The organism is Vibrio sp. YT-16 (assembly GCF_033337405.1).
Classification (GTDB): Bacteria; Pseudomonadota; Gammaproteobacteria; order Enterobacterales; family Vibrionaceae; genus Vibrio; species Vibrio alginolyticus.
This window is the reverse complement of the sequence record NZ_JAWOQQ010000053.1, coordinates 1-2,284: the sequence shown is the minus strand read 5'-3', so window position 1 is coordinate 2,284 and position 2,284 is coordinate 1. Positions and strand designations below refer to the sequence as shown.

At 39.6% G+C, this 2,284-nt stretch carries 1 protein-coding gene; it reads right to left on the bottom strand.

Annotated elements, in window-relative coordinates; translation table 11 throughout:
* Positions 1 to 517: 517 nt before the first annotated feature.
* Positions 518 to 2,098 (bottom strand): hypothetical protein, encoded by a 1,581-nt coding sequence (locus tag R7F07_RS24605; RefSeq protein ID WP_171343498.1) that lies wholly within the window; start codon positions 2,096 to 2,098, stop codon positions 518 to 520.
* Between the last annotated feature and the right edge of the window lie 186 nt (positions 2,099 to 2,284).

Genomic DNA, 2,284 nt, shown 5'->3' with positions numbered 1-2,284 from the left:
TCCAAGATATTGAAAAGTGGCATGATATGAAAGGCTTTGAACACTGAAGTGAGACGGGCAGCTACAAAACTTTACCGTATTGAGAGACGAAAGTTGGCTAGAAGAAAAACGCACTGAACGCCCCTACTTTCACTCACTTCAAATTAGAAAAGGATTCGATCCTCGCACTTTGATGGCAACACTCAAAGAAAGATAGGATTCACTTCGGAAGTACAGCGGAAGCGAAAAAGCGCCAAAGAAATAGGCTAAGAGTTAGAAACCGTAAACGGTAAAATCAAAGCGAACACTCCGCATATAGTGCCACCGGAAAGAACGTGAAAGGCACTAACTTTAAGGTGTAAAGACGAGCGCCAAAACAGATAAACACCAAAACTTATAACCTTTGATGTCAAACCCGTACTAACGCCCTGTTAAGGTGTGAGCAACGTAATGCCGATGTCACCGTAAACCACCTTAAACACTAAACGCAATGCATAGTAAAAATGCCACGCGTTGCGAATCACTCTTAAACAGTTTGTTAGGTTTCAGACATCCAATAAAACACGGGATGATAAAAACGCTTACCTGAGAAAATCAAACCACAGTTTTCGCCATGCTCTGATTGCAGAGTTGCTGTTGCTTGCTGCTTCGCTTCCTCGATGTTTTGGGCAAGAACATTCATTTCGTAAGGAGATGACTTCCCCGGAACATAGGCATCAAATATAAATATGTCTTCTTGCCTAGTCTTACTTGGGATTTTGCTAAAAACTTCATCTATTGGGAAGTCCAGTTCAGGGAACAGTAACTTACCATTTTCGAATTCCCCTACAACATAATCTGTAGATAAATCAACTATTAATAGGTATTCCCGATCTTTATAATGTTTGAAGAAAGGAAGCATAGATTCCGCATTACCATAAAACCAATCGACTGGCTTGCCGGACTGATAAATAATAAATTTGTATTTTTCTACAGCTTGGTTGAATAACTTTCCAAGCCTGATTTGTTCTATATTTTTATCTATTTCAGACAATTGCTCCGCTTCAGCAGAAACGAAAGGATAGTAATAAATTGCAGTATCATTCGAACTATCATATCCATTGTTCAAATCAAGCTCGAGTTTGTGAGATATCAAGAAACCTAATGTTCCTTTTCTACTGTCTCTTATGTCCAGATTTAAAAACATGTGATTATGTTCATAATTCATATTTACTATGCAAGCAGAGTGCTTTGTTAAATTAAGGAGTATGATGTACTTGAACCTACCACTATCGAAGACATCCCTACTTTTTTTAGCGGCACTTTCTAATGTGGCATCCTCAATGTTTGAAACTCTATTAGGGATAATAATTTCAGGCATATCCGAGTTTACGATACAAAGACAGCGACTTCGCGATGATACACTTGCGATTTTTCTCGTATCAAATGCGGGGTTTTCCCCAGAGATCAAAAAGCAAGTATCTGGTTGTTCAGATAAACCGTTCTCATGGACTCTCACACCTGAATAAGTTCCGCCGATTCCTTTATCCAAAGTGTAACGATGCATTCCATAGCTTTGAAGCAGCCCCAACATTCTAGCGAATAAGATCTCATCACGGTCCACTAGATGGCTCTCATTTTTCCAAGACTCAAGAAATGAATCAAAGAAATTTGTAGTGTACGATACAAGGTCTTCTGTCGGAGAGCCCAATAGTACAAGGTTTTCATGCTCAGTTGAGAAATCATTACCTCGATTATTGAGAGTAAAAACCGTTGGTCGATCTGAATAACATATTATAACCAGTTCTATATACGGCTTTTGGAAGAAATCTGCGAAGTTAGCAATTGACATTTTAATTGCTTCATCAACTGAGCGTCCCACACTTAAGTGCAAATCTAATAACTCTACCACCTGAGTCGCAAAGTAAGCGTCACCAGCCATCCCTATGGCATAATTGTCACCGCTAAAAATTTTGTAAGCCCCCTCTACTACATACTTTTCTTGTTCAATTTGTCCTTGCTTCTCCAAGAAAGATGTAGTTTCCAGCCCACTTTTTTCATCACCAGAAAGCTTTGTGACTGCACTATCGGCAAATATATATGCCGAACTCTCTGTCTTCCAAGCGATACAATATGTCACCTTTCTTATCTCCAGTTTATATATTGAGGAAACCTAACGCCCTGCTAAGGGGTGAGCAACGCAATACCTAAGCCGCCGCAAACTACCTTAATCACTAAATTCAACGCATAGTAAAAATGCCACGCGTTGCGAATCCCTCTTGAGCAGTTTGTTAGCTGTGTTTTACAACACGAGCTTTGCTCCCAA